We start from the raw sequence: 24,160 nt of genomic DNA on the forward strand, positions 1-24,160 counted from the left end.
AAAAAAGGCTTTGAGTTAGTCTGGTTTTTTCTTGTTGGGCGTGTGGTCTATTGGTGTCTGCATTTTTCCGGGTAGTTTGAAGTCTGCGATTACTTGGAGTCGTTCTGGTCCTTCTCCGGGGCGGTGCTGATCTGATCCCGGGATAAATGTGTCTAGGTTTTCCCACAGGATGGAAGGAGGATATCTTTCTGCGTGTTTGCCGCCGATTTCTGGTATGTAGTTTTCTGCATTTTTAGCTGCGTCTATAAATGGCTGCCAGAATTCAAGTAATGCTTCTTCTGGGTAGAGGCTGTTCATCTCTTCATCTGTCACTGCTAGCTCTACAAACTCTTCAAACTTGTTTTCAACTGGTTCTGAAACTTTTTCTACTGCTTGGTTGTCTATGCTGCTGTGTTCTATGAATTCCCGTATCTCGTTTTCGGCTTTTGGTTTTTGGAAAACTTTCATTAGTTCTGAGCTTCTTTCGGGCAGTGCTGGGTGTGCTCCTGAGACAGTTACCTCGTATTCTTGAACTGCTGGCGCTAATTTTTCTGCTACTGCTATGAGTTTTTCCCGGTACTTCTTCCAGACCTCCTTTTTCTGATCTGTCGTTAATTCTTCGAATGGCTCATCTTTCTTAACATATCTAAACTGGTCTTCGATGTATACATCGTGAACTGCCTGGTTCAGATGATTTATTGGAGCATTCTCCGATTCTGAGTTCTCCAGGAATTCGCATATGTTCTCTACATAGTTGTCAATATCCTGTTCTTTGATCCTGGTTCTCCCATTTTCCGGGTTGAAATCTGTCTCCGCTGCATTAAATATAATCATCCCATAGTTCAGTGCACATGTTTCACGAAGCTCTCTTATCGAATAGTCTCCCTCCACCTCTCTCAGAATCTCCATATCTTCCCTAACTTTCTCTTTATCTGCGTTCTCCCAGAGCACGATACCGGCGTCATCTTTACTGCTAGGAATCTCTCCATCTTCAACTACCTCAGTTATCGCTTCATCATACCGATCCGAGAACACCTCTGAAACAGAAATATCTGATTCTGCATTATCTCCTATGACATCATGTTTATTGTAGAAGGCGGAAGAGTATTCCTTAGGTTCTTCACCGACATTTACATGGTCGGAAACACCTTTCATGTATACTCCTTCTTCATAAGCCTCTACAACTACATCTATAACAGGTTGCCTTCCATCAGAGTAATTTGTTTGAGTGTGCAAATCAACTATCTGCTCTAAAGAATAAGATTCTTCTCCGGTCTCCTCCACAGTTTCAGCGTCAGAGAGACCTATACTCACTTCATCCTCAGGCACCCATGTATATCCAGTACTTCGAATTTTTTTCTCAGAGGAAGAAACCATTACTGTTCTCTTGGAGGTTTGAAAGTTATATTTACTCGCATCTTACAAATTGAATCTAACAATAAACAGCCACGGATCAGGTTAATAAATCTTCCAAGAGAAAGGCTTTGTATGAATTCTAAACAAGGTGTAGTTAGGTAATGCAGATGACTAATCAGCAGCAACAGTATGATCGTGGAATCACAATCTTCTCACCAGACGGAAGACTATTCCAGGTAGAATACGCAAAAGAAGCAGTTAAGAAAGGAGCAACAGCTCTAGGGATAACATACGACGAAGGAACAGTCCTGGCAGCAACAAGAAGCACGCCAGAGCTCCAGGTCAGAAACCCGGAGAAAGTATTCAAAGTGGATGAACACCTTGGAATCGCAACATCGGGACTTGTAGCAGATGGGAGAAAACTTGTTGATGAAGCAAGGAATGAAGCACAGAAACACATGATGACATACGACGAAGAAATCCCAACAAGTGTCTTAGCGAAGTTCATCGCTGACAGATGTCAGCACTTCACACAGTACGGAGGAGTAAGACCTTACGGGCTCTCCACAATCACAGGAGGAATCAAAGACGGGAACCCAAAGGTCTACCACACCGACCCATCAGGAACACTCAACCAGTGGAACGCAATCGCAATCGGAAAAGGAAGAGAAGAAGCAAACGAACACCTAGAAGACGAATGGGAGAGAGATCTGAGTGAAGACGAAGCAATCGACCTAGCAGTCTCCGCACTTAAAGAAGGCGAAGAAGACATCGAACTGGAAAACATCGAACTCTCAGTAGTCGATGAAAAAGACAACTTCCAAAGATTCACTCCGGAAGACCTCGACGAAAAAGGAGTCGAATTCTAAACACATATTTTCTCTTAATTTTTTCTCCAAAACTCTTTATTCGAGCATAATTAGTTTCCAACTATGGATATCTGGCATCCAACTGTTCAAGATGTATTGACTGCACATGAAGTTGTTAAGGCAAATTCTGAGGTTCGAACAGAAGGACTGAAATCATCCCAGGAGAAAGGCATCAAGAAGATTCAAGAAACTCTTCAAAAAGCTCGAAATCAGGAGAATGTTTATCTATCAGCTGCTGTGTACCTAAAGAAACTTATTGATGAACATCCGTTCAATGATGGTAATAAAAGAACAGCAATAATGATTGCCGACCGATTCATGGAAGAGAACGGAGAAAGTTTTCAGCCCCATAAGGTACAAAACACTGAGGAACTATATGAGACAATAAAGTGGGAACTGCCCTCAATGAGTATTGATGAAACAGCTCACTGGATTGAAACAGGTGAAATCAAAGATGCCAACACTTGACACTGAAGCAGAAGAAGCCAACAAATGGCTTAACTCCAGAAGAAAGTTTCAAGAAATAGCTGACAAGTACAAAGACCTTTTCAAAAAACTGGAATAAGCAGATTTTCCCAAAAACTGTTAAGCCCTAGTCACTAGTTCCTTCTATATGAGTCAGCAGGGAAACGTCGGCGGTGAAGGCCATAAAGGATCTGGAGAACAGGAAGGAATAGATACATCGGACGCGATAAGAATAAGATATGATGATGGCAAAACTTTTGAGATATTAGTTGAGCCAGAGCCGGCTAAGAAGGCAAAGCTTGAAGGCGACGAGTTTGATATGCCTCGACTGATGTTCGTCCAAGAAGTATTTACCGATGCGCAGAAAGGAGAAAGAGCTTCTCCCGACGAACTGGAAAGAGAATTCAATACAAAACAAATTATGGAAGCTGCAGAGGAAATCTTCGAAAAAGGCGATATGCAGCTGACGACTGATCAAAAAGCTGAGATGCGGGAGGACAAGCACAAACAGGTCGTCAACATGATCGCACGGAGAGCACAGAACCCGAAGACAGGTAATCCTCATCCGCCGCAGAGAGTGGAGAACGCTCTGGAGGAAGCAGGTTTCAACGCAGACGCATTCCAAGATGTAGAAGAGCAGTTCGATGACGCAATCGACTCAATCAGACCAATCATCCCTGTATCCCTCGATAAGAAAACAGTTGCAGTAAAGATTCCAAGCGATCAAGCAGGAAAAGCCTATGACACACTCCAACAAAAAACCGAGATACTTGAAGAGCAATGGGGTGACAACCTCTATGCCAAAATAAGAGTGCCCGCAGGAATCCTGACAGAAGTAATGGAAGAAATACAGAAGCTGACTGGCGGAGACTCCGAGGTTAAGGAAGAAATATAAATTTTTTATTGAATAGTTACAAATATGGATGATATAATTCGAGAGTCAATGAGGGAAGCTGATTAAGAAATTGTAGAAAATGCAATTAGCGCCAATGTTAATGACATATTCTCTTACCTTGAAGAAGAGGGTTTAGACCGTAATTCCCCATTAGCTTTCGAAAAGACTTTAAAACAAATGTTGTCCGATACCGAGGACTATAAACTTGAAAACATCTACGAAGATGATGGAGATCTGGTATACGAAATTAAAAAACAAAGAAAAGAAATAACCGGAACTATCAGACTATCGTACAATGAGGACAATCATTTAGAAAAAGAGATCGAAATTGATGTGTAGACAAGCACAACTATTTAACGTTTCCGCATCCTCCTTTTAATATAAAAACGGATTTTCTGCTTTGCAGAATAACTTTAATTACGAGGTAATAAGACTTTATGTCGCGTGTAAAAGACTCAAACGATATCGTTACTCCTGGAGAAGTTGTCGTTGACGGAAACGACTTCTATACAAACTCCGGAGTCTACGAGGAAAACGGTAAAATCTATTCAAAATACTTTGGAACAGTAAGATACGGAGACAACTCCGTACAGGTAAGGCCGATGCACGGCCGATACATCCCGGAAGAAGGAGACATCATCATCGGAGAAATCACAAGAGTAAGCTACTCTCGATGGACTGTCGAATTTAATTCTCCTTACGAAGGAAGCCTAAACATCGCAGATGCAACAGATGAGTATGTTGACCTGGATGAAGACGACTTAACTGACTTCTTTGCAGTTGGAGACGCAGTAGCAATCAAAGTCAAGTCAGTTACAGAAGGCATGGATGTCGACATGTCAATGGAAGACGACAGATGCAAGAAACTTGAAGGAGGCAGAGTAATCGAAATCCCTCCATCAAAGGTTCCGCGTGTAATCGGTAAAGGCGGAAAGATGATCAAACAAGTCAACAACAAGACTGGCTGCAACATCATCGTAGGCCAGAACGGACAAGTATGGATCAAAGGAGACAACGCAAACCTTGCAGCACAAACAATCCACAAAATTGTAGAGGAATCACAGTTCGACAATCTGACAGACAGAATCGGTGAATTCCTAGATGAAGAACTCGAGGGTGATAACTAATGACAGAACAAGAAATCCAATGGTTTGACGAAGAAGGAAAGAGAATTGACGGAAGAGAAAAATACGAAATGAGAGAAACCCAGATGGAAGCAGATGTCCTGACAGAAGCAGACGGATCAGCAATGGTTAAAGTCGGGAACACTCGTGTAGTAGCATCAGTCTTCGGACCACAGGACCTACACCCAAAACACCTAATCGAATCTGACAGAGCAGTAATCAAGATGAGATACAACATGGCACCATTCTCCGTAGACGACAGAATGAGCCCAGGACCAAACAGAAGAGCAACAGAAATCGGACTAGTAGCCAAAAGAGCACTTGAACCAGCTATCGAAATGGAGAAATTCCCAAAGACTGGAATCGATATTTCCATGGAGATCATTGAATCCGACGGAGGAACAAGAGCAGCAGGAATCACAGCAGCATCACTCGCATTAGCAGACGCAGGAATGCCTATGAAAGGACTAGTTTCTGCATGTGCAGCAGGAGTAGTCGACGACACAGCTGTACTCGATGTCATCGGGAAAGAAGATAAGGAAGGAAACGCAGACATCCCAATCGCAACCATCAACGGCGGCGACGAAGTAACTCTGCTCCAGATGGATGGAGACCTGACAAAAGAACAGGTAGATGACTGTGTATCCCTCGCTAGAGAGGGTTGTGCAGAACTTGATGAGATGCAGCGCGAGGCGTTGCATGAAGTCTATCGGACAGAAACAGGAGGTGGCGAATAATGAAAATCGCAGATTTTCGTGAAGACGAAAACAACAGAGGTGTTTTCGAATAATGCAAATTAACACAAGAACGATTAAGGAAATGGCAGAAGACGGAGAAAGACTTGATGGAAGAGACATGGACGAATACAGAGACATCGAACTAGAGACAGATTACATCCCGACAACAGCACAGGGATCAGCCAAAGTCTCAATCGGAGACACACAGGTAATCGCAGGTCTCTCAGTTGAAGTCGAGGAACCTTTCCCAGACCAGCCGAATAAAGGGAGCATCGCGGTTAACGCAGAACTTGCTCCGATGGCTGACAGAGAGTTCGAAGCAGGACCTCCTGGAGAAAAAGGAACAGAGCTCGCAAGAGTAGTAGATAGAGGAATCAGGGAAAGTGAGGCAGTTGACTTCGAAGAACTATGCATCACACCAGGAGAGGAAGTCATGACAATCTTCATCGACCTCCACATCCTGAACAACGATGGCAACCTTCTAGATGCATCAGCACTAGCAGCTATCGCCGCACTTCAGACAGGATACCTTCCTGACTACAATGAAGAAGAAGGACTTGATCATGATTCTGAAGGTCGGGACATCCCTATGACCAAGGAGCCAGTCATGGTTACGGGACGAAAGATTGATGACCAGTTGCTTTGGGATACAACCAGTGATGAGGAAGAAGCTCAAGCCGCACGGCTTTCAGTTACCACAACTGCTGAGGACAAGATTGTTTCGATGCAGAAAGGTGGTCGTGAGGAGTTGACTCATGATGAGATTCGGGAGATTATGGATCAGGCAGAGTCTCAAACACGGAAAATCCGGGAAATCCTCCATGAGGAGACAGGGGAATAAAAAAGATTTCCCCTCTTTATTTTCTCTATAAGGAGTTGAATACAAAATATGGCACAGACAAGCGGATCAAGCAAAAGATTCGGCGCACGATACGGAAACCGAATCAGGAAAAATGTTGACGAAGCAGAAAGCCGAGACGAAGAATGCCCAGAATGCGGCGCAGATCTAGAAAGAAACGCAGCAGGAATCTGGCAATGCACAAAATGCGGACAGAAGTTCACCGGTGGAAGCTACGAATTTGACACCGGCGCCCGAGAAAGACTTCAAAAAGCATTAGAGCTTGAAGAAGGATTCGAAGAACTTGAAGAAGCTAAAGAAGAGATCGAAGGGTAAACAGTACTATGAGCTATGTATGCGTTAACTGTGAACAGGAAGTCGAGATTGACCCTGTAAACGAGAAGATTATCTGTCCAAAATGCAGTCACAGAGTACTGCTGAAAAAACGGCCAGATGACCCTGATGTCGTAGAAGCAGTATGAAGACAACAGTACATATTGATTCAGAGACACCGAAAAGTTTAGACAAGATACTTTCCCCCAGCCTCGAATCAAGAGGGAAAGTAGAACTACAGACCAAGGTTACTGGAGAAAGTTTCCAAGTGGAGATAGAGACGGATGGTCTTGGACCGCTTCGAGGCACTACAGACAATGTTTTCAGGCTTGCAAGCCTGGCACAAAAAATTACAGAATGAGGATTGAATCTAATTTATGTCAGATGAACAAGAAGCACAGCAAATGATGATGGAACTTCAGAAAACCCAGCAACAGCTCCAGGAAGTCGCAGAGCAGAAACAACAGACAGAAATGGATCTTCAAGGAGTCAAAAAATCTCTAGACGAACTAGGAAACAGTGATGGAGAAGTCTACAGACAGGTAGGCGAAATCCTAGTAGCAAAAGATAGAGATCAGCTGGAAGACGAGCTTGAAGAAAGAAAAGAAGATCTAGAAGCACGAATGAAGAGCTTGGACAAGAAAGAAGACAAATTAGAAAGTAAAATGCAGGAAAGCCAGCAAGCATTCCAGCAGAACATGGGATAACACCCATTTAAGGTGATTTTCTTTTTATGCCAGTAGAAGAAGTTGTTGACAGGATGCAGGATATGGCAGACCAAGATTCTCTGCCTTCAAATGTTTCCGAGATGCTTGAGGAAGCAGCTGAAGAACTAAAGGACGAAGATAGGGATCTTTCTGTCCGTGTGAACGCAGCATCATCTATTTTGGACCAGGTCAGTAATGATCCTAATATCAGGCAGCATACGAGGACAGAAATTTGGAATCTGGCCTCTAAGGTTGAAGGTCTTGAATAAGGCGGCAACTATAAAAAAATCCCTTACTTTTCTATTAACTAAGAGGTAACCAAAAACTATGCCACTAGGCTTCTTGAACAATAACAGCGACGACGAATCTGAAGATATAGTAGAAGATGACTTCGTTGAACTAGATGCTAAACCAGCAGATGAAAAACAGGATGTAGTAGTCAGAGCAGAGACACTGAAAGAATTTGATGATACAGAGAAAGTTCAAGAACAGCTTCGAGACGGAAAAATCGTCTGGGTAAACATCCAGCCACTCAAGAACAGAGACATGACCAAGTTGAAGAGAGCTGTCAAGAGGTTGAAGAAAACGGTCAGGGCAGTCGACGGAGATATCGCAGGTGTCGACGAGGAATGGATTGTACTAACTCCTGAATATGCTTCCATTGAAAGAACAGGAAGTGAAATGAACGAAGCCTGAAAAAGACAATCTTTACTGGTTTAATCCTTTTTCCATTCCCAACTGTTTTCTTATATTCTCAAGCTGGTTCTCCAAGACATCCATTCGTTCTTCGACATCTCCTACTCCAAGCCGGACAAAGTTCTCAACACATTCCTGGCAGTAAACATTGCCATCAAACTTTATCGCATCATCAGGAATCTTAGAATGTCCGCTTGGTAGTTCTTCGGGATCATGACCGCCAAAATCCAGTAAATCACCGCAATTATCACACTTTACTTCATAAACCATACAAAAAATTCAACAAAACCAGAATATAACTTTTACCTCTCAAAATCGTGTTCACTGCTCTCAGCCGCAGCATCCTTAATCTCAACCAGCAACTGACACTTCCTGCACACATCACTACTACAAGGTTCACCACATCTCTCACACTCCTGAATCTCGTTTTCTTCACCTTCCCAGTCCATGTTATCCTCAACCATGTCAGAGATCTCACGGCCTTGGGAAACAATACTATATTTGATTCCAGGCATCTCAGATTCTAATTTGTTCAGAAAGCTCTTGACCATTGGTCTGAGACTTCCTTCCTGTACATGAGGACAACGATCAATAACACCTAAATCATGGAGACGGGAGAAAAGTGCTACTTCTCTCTCCATCACATCACGCAAGGGCTTGATCCTTTCCACAAACATTTCGTGGTTTGCAGGATCATCTTTTGGACCTATACGCGCCAAACGCTTCATGTCCCCCTTGATATGATTCATCATAATGCTCTGAGCTTCGTCATCCAAGTTGTGCCCTATCGCCATCTTGTCGGCATCAACTTCTCGACATAGCTTGTTGAGTAGATCTCTTCTCATTATGCCACAGTAGGTGCAGTTACCTTTCTCTCCTGCGTCGGCCACATCATCCATCTTCAAATCATAGTAATCATCATAGGAGCCGATGTAACACTCGACACCCAGGTCGTCACACAGTTCCTCGGCAGCTGAAATCGACTCATCACGGTAAGGATCGATGCCCTCATGGACACAAACACCGACAATTTCTATATCAGGGCGTTTACCGAAAATCTCAACCAACTGTTGAAGCATAACCGCAGAATCCTTACCACCACTCAGCCCGACAGCAATAGTATCGCCGGACTCAACTAGGTTACCATCACGAATCGTCTTCTTCACAGTCTTGTTGATATCAATCGTGAAGTGCTCCTTACACAGTGAACGACCTTCGAACTCTCTGGTGATTACTGCATCTTCATCGCATCTGCTGCATTTTGAATCAGTCATAGAAGAACTGTGCGAAGTGAAATTTTTTGAACCTCAACATAGTTGGCAGATAATAAGTAGTAAATTTTTTTACTTTGAGTCTTCGTATAAATTCCTGTGGAAGTACTACTTATCACAGGGAATCCTGAGAAAGTTGAAGCTGCAGAAAAAGCCTTTGAGAAAACAGAAATTAATGTTAAGCAGCTAGACGATGATCATCCTGAAATACAGGCCTCAAACAGCTTGGAAGTAGCAAAAAACAGGGTCAAGAAAGCAATTAGAAACCATGATAATCCTGTGATTAGGGAAGACCACAGTCTCTACCTTGATGCAATCCCTGGTTTCCCAGGACCTTACATGAGCTACTTTGACGATAACCTAAATGCAGAGAAACTAGTTGAGCTTCTAGAAGATAAGAAAAGAACAGGATACTTTGAGATTGCTACTGTAATAGGATTTCCTGACGGAAAGATAAAGGAATACGAATCTAAAGTACCGATAAAAATTTCTAAAGAAGTTAGAGGTCAAGAAGGCAATTTAGAAAAAGTACTTATGCTTGAAAAGTCCGATAAAACATTTGCAGAAACCGACAGCGAATCAAGAATAGAACTCTGGAACAAAAACTTCAGAGAAATAGCTAAAGAACTCTCAAAATAACTAATTACAATAACTTTTCCTAAAATAGAGAACCTCAACTACTCATTGATGACAGAAACAATCTCGCTCAACTTATCAACAGTATAAGTTGGCTCATCCAAGTTTTCCGGGTGAACCCAAACAGAATCCATTTCAGCGTTTGTAGCTGCCTGAACATCGCTTTCATGGTCACCGACATAGATGTAAGGATCTCTCTTTAACTGGAACTTCGCCAATTCCAAATGGTTAGGATGTGGCTTCCTGGCTTTCAAGTCTTCAAAACTTCTGACCCCCATGTAAAACTTGAAATAGCTTCTGAGATCAAAATAATCAACCACCATTTCAACTGCTTGATCAGGAGCATTACTGATGACACCAAGCTTTACCTGGTTCTCTTTCAATTCCTGTAATAGTTCTTCTGCGCCGTCGATAAGACCAAATCCGTTCTCTTCGATTTGCTGCATACGGGCCTGTGCAGTCTTCTCAGCGACTAGGCTCCAAGCCTTCCGTGGGTCAACACCGATATCGCCGCAGACACGGACACACTCCTCATAACCCTTATCACCTAAAATCGCATCAAGAACCTCACGATCCAAATTTTGGTCAACGCCAAGCTCTTCCAATGCATCTCGAGTAGCTTGATACTTCCACTCCTCACTCTCCATAGAATTCAAGATCACTCCATCCAAATCAAAAATCACTGAACCATACTCCATAAACCCGAATTCGCCCAAACACCTTTAATAGCTTTCCTAGACCGATGGAATCATACTCATCAACAAAAAATTAAAGAAACAATATATCTTCTCCAACATGAGCACAACTAAACCCAATATCTTCAGAGGAATGAGCCCAGAGAAAAAACACGACCCTCTGATAAACAACGGCAGCATAAACGCCCTCACAGAAGATCCAGAAAACTTCACATTTGAAGACATGCTAGAAGTACTTAACGAGAATGAAGGATACCAAAACATCAGAACCTCAACCTACCCCAACTGGACCCTAAAGCCCGGATGGGTTGAGAAATTTACTGACGGAGAAGCAATAGTACTAATAGCAGACTACTCAACCACTCAGCTCTCCGAGAACAACTACAGATGGGGAAACGACCTCTATGTCGAATCAGTACCCTGGGAACATATAGAAGAAATAATATACCCAAAGAAAAAAGAAGGAGAAGTCCAATCACACATATCAGAAGCAGAAAAAGAAGGAGTAACACTCACACCAGCAACAAATGTCTACCAACAAACAATCCGCCAATACAAAAATAAACATAACCAGGAACTCTGAGCAATAAAAAACTACACCAATTTAACATTAACAAGCCGGCGTGGCAGAGTCTGGCTAATTGCGGCAGATTCGAGATCTGCTGAGGCATACCCGCCTCTCCTCGGTTCAAATCCGAGCGCCGGCGTTTCTAAAGAATTGGGTTGCCGCCTCCAGGCGTTGAAAATATATAATCTTCGGGCTCTGCTAACCGAGTCTCTACTTCTTCAAAGGTATTCTCAATTGCAGTTTTTTGATCGCAATATTCTTCTAGCGCATTTTTTCTGTCTGAATAGGTAAGATGGATTGAAAACTCTCTGCCACTGTCATCCAAGGGATGTATGCTGTATAATACTTGATATCCTTCATCTTCTCTATTATCATCTAACTCTCCAAAGATTGTTAGGTGAGATTCATTTAATTCTCTGCTTTCAATGAAAAGTTCGATTTCATCAACCACGCCAGCAGAATCATATTCCATAACATTGACTAACACGCAGCAATTAAAAATGTAACTGAAGAGTAGCAAATAAGCTTGGAGTTCTTAGTGTCTTTTTAAGTTTCAACTCCTCTTTTTTTTGTTACACATTTAGGATGTGATTTTTGCTTATGACAGATGAATTTGAAGATGAGGATTTTGACGCACAGTTTGAAGATAACGATGAAAATTCTGAAGAACCTGACTTTGAGGAAGACTCGGTAGAAGAAGAGTCTTTTGAAGAAGAGCCTGAAGATGACTTCGAGGAGGAAGAAACTTATGACAGTTCCGAAGACGATTCTCAGGAAGAAGATGAAGATGAGGACTTTGACAAGCCTGTCTCTGAAGGAGACATTGTTGAAGTAGAAATCGACGATCTGGGAAGCAAAGGCGACGGTATTGCCCGAGTTGAAGGCTTTGTAGTCTTCGTTCCTGGCGGAGAAGTCGGTGAGACTTACGATGTAGAGGTTACTTCAGTTGGTAACAAGTTTGCTTTCGCCGAGATCGCAGAATAAATTCATCACTAACATATTTTTCCATTTCTCTTTTCTATTTCTGTAATCACTTAGAGAAAACGACGGATTTTCCAAACATTTAAAAGTACCTTCATGTTGTGGGGTAATATGTCACTAAAGGAGAAGCGTGAAGAAGCTGAAGCCGTACTTGACTCAGCCGAAATGACTTTGGAAACCTTTGGAGGAACAGGCAAAACAGCCCGTGAACTCGAGACGAAAGTGTCCCAGCTCGAAGCCGAGCTACAGGACCCGGACTCTGAGAGCAGCTTGAACAAATTAATCGAAGAGATCAGAGAACTGATGGAAGACATAGAACAAGGCGGTGCAGACCCAATGATGGACGATCCTGGAATGGGAGGCGGCCCTGGTGGAGGACCAGGAGCTGGTGGAATGCCTGACGACGACATGCCGCCGATGTAATTAAACATACCTTTTCCCAACTTTTTCTTATGAAAATCCTTTCTTTTTCCAAAAGAAAAATAATTTTCAGTGCTGTAGCTGTTTTAGCACTTATTTCAATACCTTCCTTCTACCAGCATCTCATGTTCTTCCTTTCAGGGCAGATACAGTTCTTTATGAAGCAGAATGCCTGGCTCTTGGTAGCTGGCAGCGTAATATTCTTTTTGTTATTCCTGATACCGTTAACTTACAGGCATAAGGCAGACTGGAAAAGCTCTGGTCTGTACACCGCATTCCTGATCTCCCTATTTATCGAAATGTATGGACTCCCTCTGACAGTATATCTTTCCTCAGCATTCGTATCAATGCCTTCATCCGGACAGATACCAGGCTTCCTCATAAACTTCGCAGGTTTCGGGCTTAACATCTGGATGATCATAGGTGCGCTGATTACAATGATAGGATGTCTAATAGTCGGCATAGGATGGTATACGATCTACAACGCAGATGGAATAGCAAGAAACGGCATATACAGATACTCCAGACATCCGCAGTACCTTGGAATTATACTGATCACAATAGGATGGTTCATAGGATGGCCAACACCCCTAACAGGAATAATACTTCCAATCCTAGTCTACCAATACTACAAACTCACACAGACCGAGGAGGAAGAAGCACTAAACGAATTTGGGGAAAAATACGAAGAATACATCCAGAAAACACCAAGATTTATCTGAACCCAAAAACAGGTGAATAAACATGGAAGAACTAGAGCAAAAGATCAAGCAATCCCTGGAGGAAGGATACGAAAAACAGGAAATTATAGAAGTAATGCAGGAGCAGGGCTACTCAAAACACAAAATAGGGAAAGCACTAGCCCACCTCAACGATTAAAACAAGTTCCGAGAATAACAATTCATGCCTCCAGGACAAGGCGACCAATGCCCCTTCTGCCAACTAATAGAGAACCCACAACAACTGATAACAGTCGGAGAAACCGAAAACTTCTACGCCTGGCTTGAAGTACAGCCAAGATCCAAAGGACACGCCAATGTAGTACCTAAAGACCACAAGGAAAGTATACTAGAATTCTCACCCGAAGAATACCACGAAGCAATGACTCTCGTACGGGAAACAATCGACAAAGCAATCGACGGACTAGGCGCAGACGGAGCAAGCATAACAATGAATGTAAAAGAAGCTGGCGGACAAATGCTCCCACACGCATACATACAAATCTTTCCCCGTTTCGAAGAAGACGAAAACGCTGGAACACCGACAGGAGCCATCTTCCAACACCGAGAAGACCTACAAGACCAAGACAAGTTGAAAGAGATACAGGGAGAGATGAACTCTGTCAGCCCCAACTTCGAAACAGAGAAAATAGAGCCACACCCCGAAAGCCAAAGATTCAAAGAAGAACCAGAAGAAAAACAGGAAGAAAATGTAGAAAACTCTGAGGAATCAGGAGAAGAGGAAGAAGACGACGGAAGACCTGAGAGAGGGGAAAGCATCGAATGGATGTAGAGAAAACACAGATTAGAAGAGCAGAACCCGGAGACGAAGAATTACTGGCCAAAGATTTCTGGCATCCACTTGCCAAAGAAATGGAGAAATATCACGAAGTAAACCGGTTGAAGAAGAATGCCGAGGAAGACGCAGTTTCTGCATTCGAGGACAGGATTAAAGATGAGAGTTATACTTTCTTTTTCCTGGAAATAGACAGTGAAGAAGTAGGATACATCTCACTTGAAGAAGGAAATAGATCCTCAAGAGAGGAAGAAGAATATATGGCAGTAATAGGGTTGTTTGTTAAGGAAAGATACAGAGAAGAAGGTCTAGGAACAGAGTTAATGAGTAGGGCCAAGGAATTTGCCCAAGAGAAAGATGTGGACTATATGATGGTCTCAGCTGAGTGGCAGAATGACAGAGCCAGGAAGTTTTACAATGAAAACGGTTTTGAGGAGAAAAAAGTAAAATTTGTACAGATGGTGGATTAAGTGAAAGTTACCTTGCTTGGTTCTGGCGATGCTATCGGAATGCCTGTACCGATGTGTAATTGTGAGTACTGCCAGAAATCGGAGAAACGGAGGCGTTCAGGAATCTTAATCGAGACAGATGGATCAACTGTGGTCGTTGATATCTCTCCAGACATCAAAGAACAGCTGCATCACGAGGAAGTATATGATGTAGATGGTTTTCTTGTGACGCATTTCCATTATGATCATTTCTGGGGTATTCAGGAGCTTAACCATGTGGCTTTGACTGATGAGGATCATGTCTTTAATCCAGAAGATTTTGACTTTAACGGCTGGCATGACAGAGAGCTCAAAATTATAGGAAATAAGACTACAGAAGAACACTTAGAAGAGTATCATCTTCATGGAAGAGTCAAGGAAAGCGGCAATATCGACTTCGAGTTACTTGAGAAAAACCAGGAAATGAGCTTCCATGATCTTGAAATCAGCACTTTCGGAATAGATCACGGCGAAGAAGGAACGACACAGGGCTATGTAGTACAGAAAGGCGAGAAAAAAGTTGTCTTTGCGCCAGATGCGTGGGAACTGGAAGAATCAAATGTTTACAACGATGCCGACCTATTCTTCGTTGAAGGCCAACTCTTCGACGCAGAAGGACACGCAAATCAGGAAGTACTGGAAGAACAGATCAAAGAGGCTAACCCGCAACGAGTGGTTTTGCTTAGTAACTCCGAACACCTCAACCAGATGCACACTGAAAAGATGAAAGAAGCAGCTGAAGAAAAAGGCTTCGAAATCTGGAGCGACTACACATCAATTGAACTATAGGTATCTTATTGCGGCCACATTCAAGAGTGAATTTTTAAGATTCCCTCGCGGAACGCTTATTCATGAACTTGCGGGAAGTAGTAGAAGGAGAAAAACAGGTCGATCACGAAGAATTTCTCAGCGAACTCAAAGAAAAAAACCAGGAACTCAACTTCATGAGAGAAATAACACAAGAAAGTAATACCGGAGAATTGAATGGAATTCCTTTCATCGCCAAAGATGCAATCTGTACTGAAGACACTACTACTTCTGCAGGCAGCCAAATACTTGAGAACTATCAGCCTGTATTCGATGCAACAGTAATTGAAAGACTGAAAGAATCAGGCGCCAGTTTCTACGGGAAGACTCAGCAGGACGAGTTTGGATTCGGAACATTCTCAACCAACTGCGCCTTTGGAACACCGAAAAACCCTCACGACAAGGAAAGAGTTGTAGGAGGAAGTTCGGGCGGTGCTGGAGCAGTTGTCGCAGCAATGGACAAACCATTAATCTCACTGGGAGAATCTACAGGCGGATCAATCACCAATCCAGCAGCATACAATGGCGTAGTAGGAATCACTCCAACATATGGAAGAGTTTCTCGTTATGGTTTGGTTGACTACGCTAACTCTCTGGATAAGATTGGAGTTCTAGCTAGGACCGTTTATGGAACAGCAAAAGGACTGGAAATAATAGCTGGAGAAGATGAAAACGATCAGACAACTTCCAGCAAGGAAGTACCAAACTACTCAGAAAACTTGGATGAAACGGAGGGCAGAGTTGCTGTACCGAAACAATACTTGGAACTTGATGGAGTAGAGGAAGGAGTCATGGAGAACTTCCAAGATTCTATCGACGAACTAAAACAAAGAGGTTTTGAAGTTGAGGAAGTTGACATGCCGCTTCTATCAGCAGATATCGCCGTACCAGCTTACTATGTACTGGCAATGAGCGAAGCCTCCACCAACCTAGCAAAAATGAGCGGAATGCGTTACGGAATGGAGAAAGATCCTGAAGACTTTGAAGATTTCAACGAATACTTCTCAGAAGTTAGAAGCGAAGGATTTGGCGAAGAGGCTAAGAGAAGAATCCTATTGGGAACATATACTCGCCAGGCAGGTTACCGTGACCAATACTATATCAAAGCTGCTAAAGTCAGGACAAAGATAATTAATCAGTACAAGGAAGTATTTGAGGAATTTGATGCTGTTATCTCTCCTTCAATGCCGAATATTGCTCCGAAAATCGAGGAAGCAGAAGATATGAGTCCGTCAGAAATTTATGCCATGGATACTTTGACTGTTGGACCTAACCTGGCTGGCATGCCGATGATAAGTGTTCCTAATGGGAAAAGTGAGGGAATGCCGACCGGTCTTCACATTGTTGGAGATCATTTCAATGAACAGAAGATACTGGATATCGCCTATACATATACAGGAGGTGATTCTCAGTGAGTGAGGAAGAAACTGATGTAATGATTGGTCTAGAGACTCACATACAGTTAGATACTGAGACTAAGTTATTCTGTGGCTGTCCAAACGAAGAAGCCGAAGAACCAAATACTCATGTCTGTCCTACATGTCTCGGTCATCCAGGTTCCAAACCAAGATTGAACAAGAAAGTACTGGAGCATGCAGTCAAGACTTCGCAAGCTCTTCAGTGCGATGTGAATGAGGAAGTGTTCTTCTCTCGTAAGACTTACTTCTATCCAGACCTTTCTAAGGACTACCAGATCACCCAGTATGAGGTCCCTGTCGCTGAGGATGGAGAAGTGGAGATCAAGGTAGGTGACGAAAAGAAAGACATCGGAATAACACGACTTCACATAGAGGAAGACCCAGCAAAGACTCGGCACAAAGGAGGAGACATCGGAAACTCAGACTATACACTAGTCGACTACAACCGATCCGGCACACCACTACTGGAAATAGTAACGGAACCAGACTTTACATCACCGAAAGAAGCACGAGCATATCTGCAACAGCTCGCCCAGATGCTGGAATACCTGGAAATATACTATCCAGAAAGCAACTTTGCACTGAAATCCGACGCCAACATCTCGATCGACGGCGGCCAGAGAGTTGAAGTCAAAAACATTACCGGAACAGCGGGGATAGAAAAAGCACTAAGCTACGAAATCAGCCGGCAGAAACAGTTGAAGAAACGTGGTCGAGAAGTCAGCCAGCAGACTAGAAGCTACAACCAGAACCAAGAAATAACAGAAAAACTCAGGGAAAAAGAAACGGAAGAAGACTACGGATACATCTTCGACCCAGACCTGACCACACAGGAGCTGGATGAAGAATTCAGAGAAAAATTGAGGGCAGAAATTCCAGAACTGCCTCACGAAAAATTCAAGAGGTTCAAAGAAGAATACGGTCTGAAGGATAAACTAGTTGAAGCACTGGTTTCAGTACCGGAAATGGCTGATGACTTTGAGAGACTTGCAGAAGAATTTGATACAAATTTGGCTGCTTCATGGATGGTCGGGGAGTTAAAGAAAGTCCTAAACTATAACGAAGTAAGTTATGATGAAGTTAATGTTGAATCTGGTGCTCCAGACTTCCTATATGTTGGATTGCGTGTAGTCTTAAGCCATCTTGAAGCTGGAGAATTTAACCAAAGGAAAGCAGAAAAGTATCTAAGAGACTTCGTTGAACAAGGCTTAGATCCTGAAAAAGAGTTTAGCATCGATGATCCAAAAGCAGATAACATTGATCTTGGGCTTAATCTAAAAGATTACAAGAAATCAGGCGATGACGAAATCACCGAATTCGTCAAGGAAGCTATTGATGAGAATCCTGATGCGGTAGAGGACTACAACTCTGGTGATGAGGAGGCTGTCAACTTCTTGGTCGGCCAGGTTATGAGTATTTCTCAGGGTAAGGCTGATCCGAAAACCGCTAGAGAGAAGATTTTGGAAGAGCTTGAATGAGTGAATTTTGATGGAAGGTTTTGAGGAAGTTCAAAGGTTCAGGCAGAAGTGGCTCTGGGCTCTGGTATTATCTCCTTTTATCCTAGTTTTTGCATCATTCTACATTCAGAATAGTTTCCAAGGACTTCCGGTTATGATTGCGGCTTTAGCAGCTACAGTTGGTTTCCTTTACTCTGTCAAACTAAATGTCAAAGTTGAAGATGATGGCATACATATCAAACTATTTCCTCTTCATCTGAAGGATAGAGTAATCAATTTTGATGAGATAGAGAGTTTCTCAGCTGAAGAATATCGGCCGATCCGAGAGTTTGGTGGGTGGGGTCTGCGCTGGAGACCTGGAAAAATAGCTTACAGCACCGGAGGAAGTAAAGGAGTTAGAATCAAGCGAGAAGGTAAAAGAGATGTTATGATCGGCAGTAGAAAACCTGAGAAGCTGGCAGAAGCTATTAGAGATATGAAATCCGATGAGTTTTGAAGAAGCAAAGGAAAACTTTGAACAGGTTTCGGAGACTGACGATGTCGGCGAGAAACGGTTTTTGATGTACAGAGCCCTGGAGAATATTCTATCTCAGTTAGAGAAAGAGAATATATCTGATCTAAATGGTTACCTCTACAAACTGTCTCAGGACTTTCTTACCTCTTCCAGTACCTATGAGAAAACTCAGAAAATGGAGAAAATACTGGATTATGTTGAGAGAAAAAGATCAGACTAGTTTGAAACCTATCTCAGTTCCGTTCTCATCCTGATAAATTCTCAAAGGAACTTTGCCTTCAAGTGGCTGGATTAGTTTGTTGTCGCCGAACTCCATGTTTAACTGATCTTCATCTTCTAGTGCGTCGGCGATGTCTCTGAGTAGTTCTGCCATGTCTTCCTGACTTAGCTTGAATTCTTTCTGCATTTCTGTCATAATAATCAATAGAAATTAGAGAGGAAATGAAGATTTTTTAGGCGAACATCTCGTTTGGATGTTTGTTTTCGCCGCTTAGGAAGTCTTTTTCTACGCCCATGTTTCCTTCTTTCAGGTCTTGGACTGCTTCTAGGAAGTCTTCCATGTTGACTTTTGCTTCTGAGTAGTCTTCGTAGCGGTCGAGTGCGTTGACTGCTGCCTGTTTGACGATCTGCTGAATATCTCTTCCAGTGAATTCATCGTCCAGTTCCTCTGCCAAGAGTTCAAGATCAAGTTCCTCTTCCAAGTCCATTTTTCTTGTGTGGACTTTGAGGATTTCTTCCTTAGCTTCGTCGTTCGGTACAGGCACTTCGATCGCACTTGTACGGTTGAGTAGTGCTGGATCCATTATGTCTGGTGTGTTTGTGGCGAAGATACTGATTACATTTCCTTCTTCGCTGTCCAAGCCATCAAGCTCAGACAACAACTGGCTCATGGTTCTTTCGACTTCTTCTCCACCGTGTCTCCTGTCGTCAAGCCTTTTCTTGGCGATTGCATCGATTTCGTCGATGAATACGATTGATGGTTTGTCAGAAGCTCTTGCCTGTTCGTATAAGCGTTTGACTTTCTTGGCTCCTTCTCCAATGAATTTCTCAACTAGTTGTGGACCGTTGATCATGAACATTTCTGCGTCGTATTCATTGCTGAGTGCTTTGACCATGTGTGTCTTTCCGGTTCCTGGTTTTCCGATTAGTAGTATACTTTTGTCCATGTCCATGCCCCATTCCTGGATACGGTTCAGTTTGTCAGAGTTCAACTGTGCTCCTACATTTGATGATAGGCTTTTGATGACATGATCCAGTCCTCCGATATCCTGGAAGGTTACGTCTGTTTCTATGGCCTGGAATTCTGCGTCCTGACCTTTACTGACAACATCTGTTACTTTGAAGCTGTTAGGGTCCAGTGCTACTTCCGTTCCGGGCTGCAGGTCTTCTGGGCTGTATCCTTGTGGTACTTCGACTCCGTAGCGTCCTTTCATGTTTCCACTGGCTTCTACCCAGATTCGGTCTCCGTCGAATTCTGAGACAACTACGCCTCTCATCACAGGTGTTTTCAGGTTGGTACTGTTCGGGTTTTTCTTCCCGGCTTTACCTCGCTGCTGCTGGAAGTACTGTGGGAACTGTACTCGCTGCTGTTTCTTCTTAGAATTTTTCTTATCCTCGCCTTTCTTCTCCGCTTCAGAAGTATCTTGTTTTTGTTCTTCAGTCATTTGTTCCACCTCTTCAAGTAACCGGGACAGATAATCTCTAAACTTATCCAAAAATCCCATCTACACGGATAAACCTTGACAATCCCAACTTTATAAATCAAAACAACTTACCCTGGACCTAAACCCGCTTTAAAAAATAAGGACCAAACCCTTACATCCAAGAAGGAACAGGTGAAATCTTACTTTTATGAAAAACACAAAGATAATCTCAACAATAGGACCAGCAACAGACTCTAAAGAAAAGATTACAGAAATAATCGAAGCAGGAGTAAACGTAGTAAGACTTAACTTCTCACATGTAGATCACGAACAGCACGGCAAAACATTCGACCGTGTCCGAGAAACAAGTGAGAAAACAGCGGTAATGGCTGATACAAAAGGACCTGAAATCCGTTTAGGTGAAGTGGAAGAAGATACAGAGCTTAAGTCCGGAGAACAAATTATACTAACAGTCGAAGAAGAAGTTGGAGATGATGAAAGGCTTCCTGTACAGTACACCGATCTTCTGAAGAATTTAGAGGCAGGAGACGAAGTAAGAATCGATGACGGGAAGATAGAACTAAATGTTATTGAAGTAGGTGAAGATGAAGCAGTCTGCGAAGTAATCTTCGGCGGCGAAGTCTCCACTAGAAAGGCAGTGAATGTACCCGGAAAAGACATCGGCTTAAGAGCACCAACAAAGAAAGATAGGGAAGACATCATTTTTGCAGCGGAGAAAGGCTTTGACTTTATTTCACTTAGCTTCGTAAAGCATGCTGATGATGTAAGAGAAGTCAGAGAGATTCTAGAAGACCACGGATCAGAAGCACATATCATCTCCAAGATCGAGCACCGCAAAGCAGTCGAAAACTTTGATGAAATCCTCAAAGAATCCGACGGAATCATGGTTGCCCGTGGAGACCTCGGAGTTGAGATGCCGGCAGCAGAACTTCCCGGTCTACAGAAAGAAATGATCAGAAAATGCAACAGAGCAGGCAAACCAGTCATCACCGCCACACAGATGCTCGAATCAATGACCGAGAACTCCACTGCTACAAGGGCAGAGATATCCGATGTCGCAAACGCAGTCCTAGACGGAACAGACGCAGTCATGCTCTCAGGAGAAACAGCAATCGGAGACTACCCAGTAAAGACCGTAGAATTCATGTCCGAAGTAGTAAAGGAAGCCGAAAACACCGTAGAAAAACAGGTACACCACACAGTCAAAGAAAAACCCAGCGACACACGAGAAATAATCTGCAAAAGCGTCTGGCAAGCATCAAACGACGGAGACTCAGACTACATCGTAGCACACACATCCTCAGGAAGCACAGCACGGAACATCGCGAAACACCGGCCTGAAACAGACATCATCGCGTTCACTGATTCCGAAAGAGTCGAAAGACAACTACAGCTGGTTTGGGGCGTACAGCCATACTATGAGGAGTTCGGAGATAATGTAGACGAAATGGTCGAAGGCTCAGCTGAACGGATGAAGAGACTTGACCTAGCTGAAGGAGACGATGAATTAGTCCTGACAGCAGGGATACCAACATCGGTCACAGGAACCACCAACATGATGCAGATGAGGACAATAGACAGCATTCTAGGGAACTGATTTATCTCTCATTTTCCTTTATATTCATAAAATATTTCTGTGAACTGATTTTTGTGACCGAGGAATCAGAAGCGTTTTCCGCCGAGAAAATCTACCAAGAAGTCAAGGAACACGGTGCTGCTGGAGCAGGAGTTATATCAGGGTTGGGTATACAAACTTTGGAAGTCTATCCTGAGTTAGTAGAGGACACGGTACCGCTTGTTCAGGAAGTTCCTGAGAAGTTTTTCCAGACTTATCTGGATGGCTGGAATGGAGACAAATTCTTTCACTTTGCCTTTTCTTATGGCTGTGCACATTTCATAATTGAAGGAATGAACCAGGTAGATTTAGAGGATAATTACGTGACTAAGGCAGGTGTAGTTTACGGAGCTACTTTTGTGGGCAGATGGATGATGAAGGAGAAGAGAATAGACCCTGAAGCTGACCCAGTAGATATGTACGCTAATTTAGCGGGTGCTTCAGCAGCTATACTTGAGGACCAATGGCGTAGCGACTTTTCACCAGTTGAATATAGAGGGAAGACTTCTCAACTACTTGGTTTAATCGAAAATATCTACAGCAGGCATCAAGAGGATAAAGAATCCTTGGAAAGCTATGAATTTGGTAAGGAGGAAAGACAAGCAATCGAGCTAATCTATTCCGACAATCCAGAAAACAAGTTTGACGATTAAAAACCAGTTTTAAGAGAGCATTCCATACGAGTTATTCTAGAAATCGATTGAAGTCACAGCTTAATATTACGAGCCCGTAGGGATTTGAACCCTAGACCTTTCGGTAACTTCTGTCGAAGATGTGAAATCTTCTATTTACCTTGTCCTTTATCAGGACTTAAGGTTCCGAAGCCGAATGCTCTGTCCAAGCTGAGCTACGGGCCCCTTTATGTACAGTTTACAATTACTGGAGTTTTAAATACCGGATCTTTTGTACGGTGAAATCGTTAAGTCTGTATGGCAGGATAAATAAAGATATCTATTCTTTCTAGGTTTTACAATGTCGTCAATAGGACAAAATCCTAATATACAGGCGGGTGAAACAGGCTATGGAGAATCTCTTGAACACCTGAAAGAGAACGCTGACAGATATGATTTTGATTATGAGAAAATTGAGTTAGCGGCGAGGATTGTTGAAGCCGAATACTTACATGAGAACTATGGAGAGGTTGACAAAGAGTTTGAGGACACTTTCTTCTCGCAGGCAGGTAGCTCAGGATTTGAGCAGATTCTCCAGGGAGCTAAACAGGAAATTGATGAAGAAGTATATGAAGCGGGTAAAGCCTACCTGTTGCTGAATGGATCAGAGGTTATCGACCTAGGTCACACCGAATACATGGAAGAGTATGGATTCGACCGGTTAAAACCAAATCCTGCAGAATGGTTCGGTAGCGAGTTCAACGACGAATAAAAACTCAGGTCTATAGTATGCCTTGGGGAACCCTCAGCCAAAAACCTCTTATTATTTGTTAGGTTATAGTGAAAATATGCCAGATTCCTCATCTGACGCAAAACCTTTGAGTACCTATGTTAACTCAGATTTAACGGATCTTGACCAACAGTATTTGGCAGAATTAAAGCCAGTTGATGGGAACGAGCCTTACCTAACCATACACGACGAAACTCTAGATGAAGAAAATATTGCAACTATTGGACTCTCAAGTAGTGAAGCTGCATTACTAGAAAAGTTACAGGAGTATGAAGAAAAGATAAACCGAAATATGCTTGACAATGACGACGAAGATAAATATGGCTGCTTCATAACTGGAGACGACAACTTTGTTATCTATGATCGAGACAACCCAGAAGCCTGGATTCAATCGGATTTCTCTGTTGAGGTAGGTTGATATTTAATCCTCTTCAACTAGGTTTTCTATCTGGAATGTTTCCTGGCATTGTGGGTATCCTTCGCAGCCCCAGAAGAATCCGTAACGACCTTCCTTAATCTTCATAGGCATTCCGCATTCCGGACAGGCAACTTCTTTAGGATCTTTCTTCTTGTGTTCGCTGCAGACGGGCTGACCTTTTCTATTCTTTGTGGTGGCTGATTCGCCGCAGAACACGCATTTTGTCATCTTTGTTTCTTGAGGCATAGAATGTGTTTGGTGTCCGCAACTTTTTGTACATAAACTACTATCTA

General features: G+C 42.9%; 38 protein-coding genes and 2 tRNA genes. 31 read left to right on the top strand and 9 right to left on the bottom strand.

Features of this window, described 5'->3' with window-relative positions; all coding sequences use genetic code 11:
- Positions 1-15: 15 nt before the first annotated feature.
- Complete coding sequence (locus tag LC1Nh_RS02790) at positions 16-1,356, bottom strand: PHP domain-containing protein (RefSeq protein WP_153550190.1); 1,341 nt, start codon at positions 1,354-1,356, stop codon at positions 16-18.
- Positions 1,357-1,496: 140 nt separating this feature from the next.
- Here LC1Nh_RS02790 and LC1Nh_RS02795 point away from each other — a divergent pair, with 140 nt between their 5' ends.
- The 13 genes from LC1Nh_RS02795 to LC1Nh_RS02855 all read left to right on the top strand — a co-directional run bounded on the left by LC1Nh_RS02795 (position 1,497) and on the right by LC1Nh_RS02855 (position 7,999).
- Positions 1,497-2,204 carry an archaeal proteasome endopeptidase complex subunit alpha gene (locus LC1Nh_RS02795; protein WP_153550191.1) on the top strand — a complete coding sequence of 236 codons (708 nt, stop codon included), beginning with the start codon at positions 1,497-1,499 and terminating at the stop codon, positions 2,202-2,204.
- Between the two features lie 63 nt (positions 2,205-2,267).
- On the top strand, positions 2,268-2,672 hold the full coding sequence (locus tag LC1Nh_RS02800) for a type II toxin-antitoxin system death-on-curing family toxin (protein WP_153550192.1): 405 nt from the start codon (positions 2,268-2,270) through the stop codon (positions 2,670-2,672).
- A 145-nt stretch (positions 2,673-2,817) separates the two neighbouring features.
- Positions 2,818-3,564: a ribosome assembly factor SBDS gene (locus LC1Nh_RS02805; protein ID WP_153550193.1), complete on the top strand. Its 747-nt coding sequence runs from the start codon at positions 2,818-2,820 to the stop codon at positions 3,562-3,564.
- Positions 3,565-3,741: 177 nt separating this feature from the next.
- Complete coding sequence (locus LC1Nh_RS02810) at positions 3,742-3,903, top strand: hypothetical protein (protein ID WP_153550194.1); 162 nt, start codon at positions 3,742-3,744, stop codon at positions 3,901-3,903.
- A 98-nt stretch (positions 3,904-4,001) separates the two neighbouring features.
- A complete protein-coding gene (rrp4, locus tag LC1Nh_RS02815) occupies positions 4,002-4,691 on the top strand; it encodes an exosome complex RNA-binding protein Rrp4 (RefSeq protein WP_153550195.1) in 690 nt (229 codons plus the stop codon).
- Positions 4,691-5,425 carry an exosome complex component gene (locus LC1Nh_RS02820; protein ID WP_153550196.1) on the top strand — a complete coding sequence of 245 codons (735 nt, stop codon included), beginning with the start codon at positions 4,691-4,693 and terminating at the stop codon, positions 5,423-5,425. Before rrp4 ends, LC1Nh_RS02820 begins: the two co-directional genes overlap by 1 nt.
- Positions 5,426-5,477: 52 nt before the next feature.
- Positions 5,478-6,266 carry an exosome complex protein Rrp42 gene (gene rrp42 / locus LC1Nh_RS02825; protein WP_153550197.1) on the top strand — a complete coding sequence of 263 codons (789 nt, stop codon included), beginning with the start codon at positions 5,478-5,480 and terminating at the stop codon, positions 6,264-6,266.
- Positions 6,267-6,314: 48 nt separating this feature from the next.
- On the top strand, positions 6,315-6,599 hold the full coding sequence (locus LC1Nh_RS02830; RefSeq protein ID WP_153550198.1) for an eL43 family ribosomal protein: 285 nt from the start codon (positions 6,315-6,317) through the stop codon (positions 6,597-6,599).
- An 8-nt stretch (positions 6,600-6,607) separates the two neighbouring features.
- Positions 6,608-6,745, top strand: a complete 138-nt coding sequence (locus LC1Nh_RS02835; RefSeq protein ID WP_153550199.1) for an Rpo12/RPC10 RNA polymerase subunit family protein — start codon at positions 6,608-6,610, stop codon at positions 6,743-6,745.
- On the top strand, positions 6,742-6,957 hold the full coding sequence (locus LC1Nh_RS02840) for a KEOPS complex subunit Pcc1 (RefSeq protein WP_153550200.1): 216 nt from the start codon (positions 6,742-6,744) through the stop codon (positions 6,955-6,957). The genes LC1Nh_RS02835 and LC1Nh_RS02840 overlap by 4 nt, the downstream gene beginning before the upstream one ends.
- Before the next feature lie 16 nt (positions 6,958-6,973).
- Positions 6,974-7,303 (top strand): prefoldin subunit beta, encoded by a 330-nt coding sequence (locus tag LC1Nh_RS02845; RefSeq protein WP_153550201.1) that lies wholly within the window; start codon positions 6,974-6,976, stop codon positions 7,301-7,303.
- 26 nt (positions 7,304-7,329) lie between these two features.
- The gene (locus LC1Nh_RS02850; protein WP_153550202.1) at positions 7,330-7,572 is read left to right on the top strand and encodes a UPF0147 family protein; all 243 of its coding nucleotides are present in this window, start codon (positions 7,330-7,332) and stop codon (positions 7,570-7,572) included.
- A gap of 58 nt (positions 7,573-7,630) precedes the next feature.
- A complete protein-coding gene (locus tag LC1Nh_RS02855; RefSeq protein ID WP_153550203.1) occupies positions 7,631-7,999 on the top strand; it encodes a cell division protein SepF in 369 nt (122 codons plus the stop codon).
- A gap of 12 nt (positions 8,000-8,011) precedes the next feature.
- On the opposite strand, the gene LC1Nh_RS02860 is transcribed toward LC1Nh_RS02855, so the two are convergent.
- Both LC1Nh_RS02860 and LC1Nh_RS02865 read right to left on the bottom strand, forming a co-directional pair.
- Positions 8,012-8,269, bottom strand: a complete 258-nt coding sequence (locus tag LC1Nh_RS02860) for a hypothetical protein (protein WP_153550204.1) — start codon at positions 8,267-8,269, stop codon at positions 8,012-8,014.
- Positions 8,270-8,301: 32 nt separating this feature from the next.
- Positions 8,302-9,273 (bottom strand): TIGR00269 family protein, encoded by a 972-nt coding sequence (locus tag LC1Nh_RS02865; protein ID WP_153550205.1) that lies wholly within the window; start codon positions 9,271-9,273, stop codon positions 8,302-8,304.
- Between the two features lie 96 nt (positions 9,274-9,369).
- Between LC1Nh_RS02865 and LC1Nh_RS02870 the strand changes: the two genes are divergently transcribed.
- A complete protein-coding gene (locus LC1Nh_RS02870) occupies positions 9,370-9,909 on the top strand; it encodes a non-canonical purine NTP pyrophosphatase (protein ID WP_217906994.1) in 540 nt (179 codons plus the stop codon).
- A 38-nt stretch (positions 9,910-9,947) separates the two neighbouring features.
- Here LC1Nh_RS02870 and LC1Nh_RS02875 read toward each other — a convergent pair whose 3' ends face one another.
- A complete protein-coding gene (locus tag LC1Nh_RS02875) occupies positions 9,948-10,604 on the bottom strand; it encodes an HAD family hydrolase (protein WP_153550207.1) in 657 nt (218 codons plus the stop codon).
- A gap of 97 nt (positions 10,605-10,701) precedes the next feature.
- Between LC1Nh_RS02875 and LC1Nh_RS02880 the strand changes: the two genes are divergently transcribed.
- On the top strand, positions 10,702-11,184 hold the full coding sequence (locus LC1Nh_RS02880; RefSeq protein WP_153550208.1) for a hypothetical protein: 483 nt from the start codon (positions 10,702-10,704) through the stop codon (positions 11,182-11,184).
- Between the two features lie 34 nt (positions 11,185-11,218).
- Positions 11,219-11,308 (top strand) — tRNA-Ser (locus tag LC1Nh_RS02885).
- A 3-nt stretch (positions 11,309-11,311) separates the two neighbouring features.
- On the opposite strand, the gene LC1Nh_RS02890 is transcribed toward LC1Nh_RS02885, so the two are convergent.
- Entirely contained in the window at positions 11,312-11,641 is a 330-nt protein-coding gene (locus tag LC1Nh_RS02890) for a hypothetical protein (protein WP_153550209.1), read from the bottom strand.
- Between the two features lie 128 nt (positions 11,642-11,769).
- On the opposite strand from LC1Nh_RS02890, the gene LC1Nh_RS02895 reads away from it, so the two are divergent.
- The 11 genes from LC1Nh_RS02895 to LC1Nh_RS02940 all read left to right on the top strand — a co-directional run bounded on the left by LC1Nh_RS02895 (position 11,770) and on the right by LC1Nh_RS02940 (position 18,989).
- Complete coding sequence (locus LC1Nh_RS02895; RefSeq protein WP_153550210.1) at positions 11,770-12,153, top strand: TRAM domain-containing protein; 384 nt, start codon at positions 11,770-11,772, stop codon at positions 12,151-12,153.
- A gap of 108 nt (positions 12,154-12,261) precedes the next feature.
- On the top strand, positions 12,262-12,573 hold the full coding sequence (locus LC1Nh_RS02900; protein WP_153550211.1) for a hypothetical protein: 312 nt from the start codon (positions 12,262-12,264) through the stop codon (positions 12,571-12,573).
- A gap of 29 nt (positions 12,574-12,602) precedes the next feature.
- Positions 12,603-13,292 carry a methyltransferase family protein gene (locus tag LC1Nh_RS02905; protein ID WP_153550212.1) on the top strand — a complete coding sequence of 230 codons (690 nt, stop codon included), beginning with the start codon at positions 12,603-12,605 and terminating at the stop codon, positions 13,290-13,292.
- Positions 13,293-13,314: 22 nt separating this feature from the next.
- Entirely contained in the window at positions 13,315-13,449 is a 135-nt protein-coding gene (locus LC1Nh_RS06165) for a hypothetical protein (protein WP_256727594.1), read from the top strand.
- A 24-nt stretch (positions 13,450-13,473) separates the two neighbouring features.
- A complete protein-coding gene (locus tag LC1Nh_RS02910) occupies positions 13,474-14,082 on the top strand; it encodes an HIT family protein (protein ID WP_153550213.1) in 609 nt (202 codons plus the stop codon).
- Complete coding sequence (locus LC1Nh_RS02915; protein ID WP_153550214.1) at positions 14,073-14,555, top strand: GNAT family N-acetyltransferase; 483 nt, start codon at positions 14,073-14,075, stop codon at positions 14,553-14,555. The genes LC1Nh_RS02910 and LC1Nh_RS02915 overlap by 10 nt, the downstream gene beginning before the upstream one ends.
- Entirely contained in the window at positions 14,556-15,362 is an 807-nt protein-coding gene (locus LC1Nh_RS02920; protein WP_153550215.1) for an MBL fold metallo-hydrolase, read from the top strand.
- A gap of 62 nt (positions 15,363-15,424) precedes the next feature.
- The gene (locus LC1Nh_RS02925; protein WP_153550216.1) at positions 15,425-16,795 is read left to right on the top strand and encodes an amidase family protein; all 1,371 of its coding nucleotides are present in this window, start codon (positions 15,425-15,427) and stop codon (positions 16,793-16,795) included.
- Positions 16,792-18,276 carry an Asp-tRNA(Asn)/Glu-tRNA(Gln) amidotransferase subunit GatB gene (gatB, locus tag LC1Nh_RS02930; RefSeq protein WP_153550217.1) on the top strand — a complete coding sequence of 495 codons (1,485 nt, stop codon included), beginning with the start codon at positions 16,792-16,794 and terminating at the stop codon, positions 18,274-18,276. The genes LC1Nh_RS02925 and gatB overlap by 4 nt, the downstream gene beginning before the upstream one ends.
- 10 nt (positions 18,277-18,286) lie before the next feature.
- Positions 18,287-18,751, top strand: a complete 465-nt coding sequence (locus LC1Nh_RS02935; protein ID WP_153550218.1) for a hypothetical protein — start codon at positions 18,287-18,289, stop codon at positions 18,749-18,751.
- Positions 18,741-18,989, top strand: a complete 249-nt coding sequence (locus tag LC1Nh_RS02940) for a hypothetical protein (RefSeq protein WP_153550219.1) — start codon at positions 18,741-18,743, stop codon at positions 18,987-18,989. The genes LC1Nh_RS02935 and LC1Nh_RS02940 overlap by 11 nt, the downstream gene beginning before the upstream one ends.
- Here LC1Nh_RS02940 and LC1Nh_RS02945 read toward each other — a convergent pair.
- Together LC1Nh_RS02945 and LC1Nh_RS02950 are read right to left on the bottom strand one after the other, a co-directional pair.
- Positions 18,981-19,184 (bottom strand): hypothetical protein, encoded by a 204-nt coding sequence (locus tag LC1Nh_RS02945; RefSeq protein WP_153550220.1) that lies wholly within the window; start codon positions 19,182-19,184, stop codon positions 18,981-18,983. The two genes, LC1Nh_RS02940 and LC1Nh_RS02945, sit on opposite strands and share 9 nt — an antisense overlap.
- 37 nt (positions 19,185-19,221) lie before the next feature.
- Positions 19,222-20,433 (bottom strand): AAA family ATPase, encoded by a 1,212-nt coding sequence (locus LC1Nh_RS02950; RefSeq protein WP_217906995.1) that lies wholly within the window; start codon positions 20,431-20,433, stop codon positions 19,222-19,224.
- A 187-nt stretch (positions 20,434-20,620) separates the two neighbouring features.
- On the opposite strand from LC1Nh_RS02950, the gene pyk reads away from it, so the two are divergent.
- Complete coding sequence (gene pyk / locus LC1Nh_RS02955; RefSeq protein WP_153550222.1) at positions 20,621-22,030, top strand: pyruvate kinase; 1,410 nt, start codon at positions 20,621-20,623, stop codon at positions 22,028-22,030.
- Between the two features lie 53 nt (positions 22,031-22,083).
- Positions 22,084-22,701, top strand: a complete 618-nt coding sequence (locus LC1Nh_RS02960; RefSeq protein WP_153550223.1) for a hypothetical protein — start codon at positions 22,084-22,086, stop codon at positions 22,699-22,701.
- Positions 22,702-22,770: 69 nt separating this feature from the next.
- Here LC1Nh_RS02960 and LC1Nh_RS02965 read toward each other — a convergent pair.
- Positions 22,771-22,905, bottom strand: a tRNA-Arg gene (locus LC1Nh_RS02965).
- Between the two features lie 115 nt (positions 22,906-23,020).
- On the opposite strand from LC1Nh_RS02965, the gene LC1Nh_RS02970 reads away from it, so the two are divergent.
- Positions 23,021-23,431 (top strand): hypothetical protein, encoded by a 411-nt coding sequence (locus LC1Nh_RS02970; protein ID WP_153550224.1) that lies wholly within the window; start codon positions 23,021-23,023, stop codon positions 23,429-23,431.
- Between the two features lie 76 nt (positions 23,432-23,507).
- Positions 23,508-23,867: a DUF7331 family protein gene (locus LC1Nh_RS02975; RefSeq protein WP_153550225.1), complete on the top strand. Its 360-nt coding sequence runs from the start codon at positions 23,508-23,510 to the stop codon at positions 23,865-23,867.
- Between the two features lie 3 nt (positions 23,868-23,870).
- Here the strand turns inward: LC1Nh_RS02975 and LC1Nh_RS02980 are convergent, their stop codons facing one another.
- A complete protein-coding gene (locus LC1Nh_RS02980) occupies positions 23,871-24,113 on the bottom strand; it encodes a topoisomerase DNA-binding C4 zinc finger domain-containing protein (RefSeq protein WP_153550226.1) in 243 nt (80 codons plus the stop codon).
- Between the last annotated feature and the right edge of the window lie 47 nt (positions 24,114-24,160).

It is taken from the genome of Candidatus Nanohalobium constans (assembly GCF_009617975.1).
GTDB lineage: Archaea > Nanohalarchaeota > Nanosalinia > Nanosalinales > Nanosalinaceae > Nanohalobium > Nanohalobium constans.

Excerpts from the sequence above, each read along its gene's own strand:
- LC1Nh_RS02835 (WP_153550199.1), top strand. The coding sequence starts at position 6,608 with ATGAGCTATGTATGCGTTAACTGTGAACAGGAAGTCGAGATTGACCCT.
- LC1Nh_RS02810 (WP_153550194.1), top strand. The coding sequence starts at position 3,742 with ATGTTGTCCGATACCGAGGACTATAAACTTGAAAACATCTACGAAGAT.
- LC1Nh_RS02805 (WP_153550193.1), top strand. The coding sequence starts at position 2,818 with ATGAGTCAGCAGGGAAACGTCGGCGGTGAAGGCCATAAAGGATCTGGA.
- pyk (WP_153550222.1), top strand. The coding sequence starts at position 20,621 with ATGAAAAACACAAAGATAATCTCAACAATAGGACCAGCAACAGACTCT.
- LC1Nh_RS02935 (WP_153550218.1), top strand. The coding sequence starts at position 18,287 with ATGGAAGGTTTTGAGGAAGTTCAAAGGTTCAGGCAGAAGTGGCTCTGG.
- LC1Nh_RS06165 (WP_256727594.1), top strand. The coding sequence starts at position 13,315 with ATGGAAGAACTAGAGCAAAAGATCAAGCAATCCCTGGAGGAAGGATAC.
- LC1Nh_RS02910 (WP_153550213.1), top strand. The coding sequence starts at position 13,474 with ATGCCTCCAGGACAAGGCGACCAATGCCCCTTCTGCCAACTAATAGAG.
- LC1Nh_RS02950 (WP_217906995.1), bottom strand. The coding sequence starts at position 20,433 with ATGACTGAAGAACAAAAACAAGATACTTCTGAAGCGGAGAAGAAAGGC.
- LC1Nh_RS02980 (WP_153550226.1), bottom strand. The coding sequence starts at position 24,113 with ATGCCTCAAGAAACAAAGATGACAAAATGCGTGTTCTGCGGCGAATCA.
- rrp42 (WP_153550197.1), top strand. The coding sequence starts at position 5,478 with ATGCAAATTAACACAAGAACGATTAAGGAAATGGCAGAAGACGGAGAA.
- LC1Nh_RS02865 (WP_153550205.1), bottom strand. The coding sequence starts at position 9,273 with ATGACTGATTCAAAATGCAGCAGATGCGATGAAGATGCAGTAATCACC.
- LC1Nh_RS02905 (WP_153550212.1), top strand. The coding sequence starts at position 12,603 with ATGAAAATCCTTTCTTTTTCCAAAAGAAAAATAATTTTCAGTGCTGTA.
- LC1Nh_RS02900 (WP_153550211.1), top strand. The coding sequence starts at position 12,262 with ATGTCACTAAAGGAGAAGCGTGAAGAAGCTGAAGCCGTACTTGACTCA.
- LC1Nh_RS02975 (WP_153550225.1), top strand. The coding sequence starts at position 23,508 with ATGCCAGATTCCTCATCTGACGCAAAACCTTTGAGTACCTATGTTAAC.
- LC1Nh_RS02850 (WP_153550202.1), top strand. The coding sequence starts at position 7,330 with ATGCCAGTAGAAGAAGTTGTTGACAGGATGCAGGATATGGCAGACCAA.
- rrp4 (WP_153550195.1), top strand. The coding sequence starts at position 4,002 with ATGTCGCGTGTAAAAGACTCAAACGATATCGTTACTCCTGGAGAAGTT.
- LC1Nh_RS02895 (WP_153550210.1), top strand. The coding sequence starts at position 11,770 with ATGACAGATGAATTTGAAGATGAGGATTTTGACGCACAGTTTGAAGAT.
- LC1Nh_RS02795 (WP_153550191.1), top strand. The coding sequence starts at position 1,497 with ATGCAGATGACTAATCAGCAGCAACAGTATGATCGTGGAATCACAATC.
- LC1Nh_RS02915 (WP_153550214.1), top strand. The coding sequence starts at position 14,073 with ATGGATGTAGAGAAAACACAGATTAGAAGAGCAGAACCCGGAGACGAA.
- LC1Nh_RS02970 (WP_153550224.1), top strand. The coding sequence starts at position 23,021 with ATGTCGTCAATAGGACAAAATCCTAATATACAGGCGGGTGAAACAGGC.
- LC1Nh_RS02845 (WP_153550201.1), top strand. The coding sequence starts at position 6,974 with ATGTCAGATGAACAAGAAGCACAGCAAATGATGATGGAACTTCAGAAA.
- LC1Nh_RS02820 (WP_153550196.1), top strand. The coding sequence starts at position 4,691 with ATGACAGAACAAGAAATCCAATGGTTTGACGAAGAAGGAAAGAGAATT.
- LC1Nh_RS02790 (WP_153550190.1), bottom strand. The coding sequence starts at position 1,356 with ATGGTTTCTTCCTCTGAGAAAAAAATTCGAAGTACTGGATATACATGG.
- LC1Nh_RS02800 (WP_153550192.1), top strand. The coding sequence starts at position 2,268 with ATGGATATCTGGCATCCAACTGTTCAAGATGTATTGACTGCACATGAA.
- LC1Nh_RS02840 (WP_153550200.1), top strand. The coding sequence starts at position 6,742 with ATGAAGACAACAGTACATATTGATTCAGAGACACCGAAAAGTTTAGAC.
- LC1Nh_RS02875 (WP_153550207.1), bottom strand. The coding sequence starts at position 10,604 with ATGGAGTATGGTTCAGTGATTTTTGATTTGGATGGAGTGATCTTGAAT.
- LC1Nh_RS02945 (WP_153550220.1), bottom strand. The coding sequence starts at position 19,184 with ATGACAGAAATGCAGAAAGAATTCAAGCTAAGTCAGGAAGACATGGCA.
- LC1Nh_RS02830 (WP_153550198.1), top strand. The coding sequence starts at position 6,315 with ATGGCACAGACAAGCGGATCAAGCAAAAGATTCGGCGCACGATACGGA.
- LC1Nh_RS02925 (WP_153550216.1), top strand. The coding sequence starts at position 15,425 with ATGAACTTGCGGGAAGTAGTAGAAGGAGAAAAACAGGTCGATCACGAA.
- LC1Nh_RS02880 (WP_153550208.1), top strand. The coding sequence starts at position 10,702 with ATGAGCACAACTAAACCCAATATCTTCAGAGGAATGAGCCCAGAGAAA.
- LC1Nh_RS02940 (WP_153550219.1), top strand. The coding sequence starts at position 18,741 with ATGAGTTTTGAAGAAGCAAAGGAAAACTTTGAACAGGTTTCGGAGACT.
- LC1Nh_RS02890 (WP_153550209.1), bottom strand. The coding sequence starts at position 11,641 with ATGGAATATGATTCTGCTGGCGTGGTTGATGAAATCGAACTTTTCATT.
- LC1Nh_RS02855 (WP_153550203.1), top strand. The coding sequence starts at position 7,631 with ATGCCACTAGGCTTCTTGAACAATAACAGCGACGACGAATCTGAAGAT.
- LC1Nh_RS02860 (WP_153550204.1), bottom strand. The coding sequence starts at position 8,269 with ATGGTTTATGAAGTAAAGTGTGATAATTGCGGTGATTTACTGGATTTT.